This window comes from Paraburkholderia sp. SIMBA_027 (genome assembly GCF_046535315.1).
In the GTDB taxonomy this organism is placed as follows: domain Bacteria; phylum Pseudomonadota; class Gammaproteobacteria; order Burkholderiales; family Burkholderiaceae; genus Paraburkholderia; species Paraburkholderia tropica.
The window spans coordinates 1-253 of the sequence record NZ_JAWRWY010001154.1 but is presented as its reverse complement, the minus strand read 5'-3'; the positions used below and the strand labels follow the sequence as shown (position 1 = coordinate 253).

Genomic DNA, 253 nt, shown 5'->3' with positions numbered 1-253 from the left:
AAACGGAACTGAAACCTACTATGATGAGACATATCAAGCTGCTGCAAGCAAACGCCTGGCAGGACAAATTCAGCCTAGGGTTGTTAATGCATTAAAAACAAGAGACAGAGAGGTTAAAACAGCTCCGTTTTATGTCATTAAGTATTCCAAAATGCCTAGTGTATTAGTAGAGACGGCTTTTATTACGAATCCGTCTGATGCAAGTAAATTAAAGCAAGCATCCTATAAGGAAAAGGCAGCTGCAGCCATCAAT

1 protein-coding gene is annotated in these 253 nt (G+C 39.9%); it reads left to right on the top strand.

Annotation, left to right across the window (positions count from 1 at the left end; genetic code table 11):
* Positions 1-253, top strand: a 253-nt coding sequence (locus tag SB764_RS42760) for an N-acetylmuramoyl-L-alanine amidase family protein (RefSeq protein WP_410867144.1), incomplete at both ends; no start/stop codon positions are given.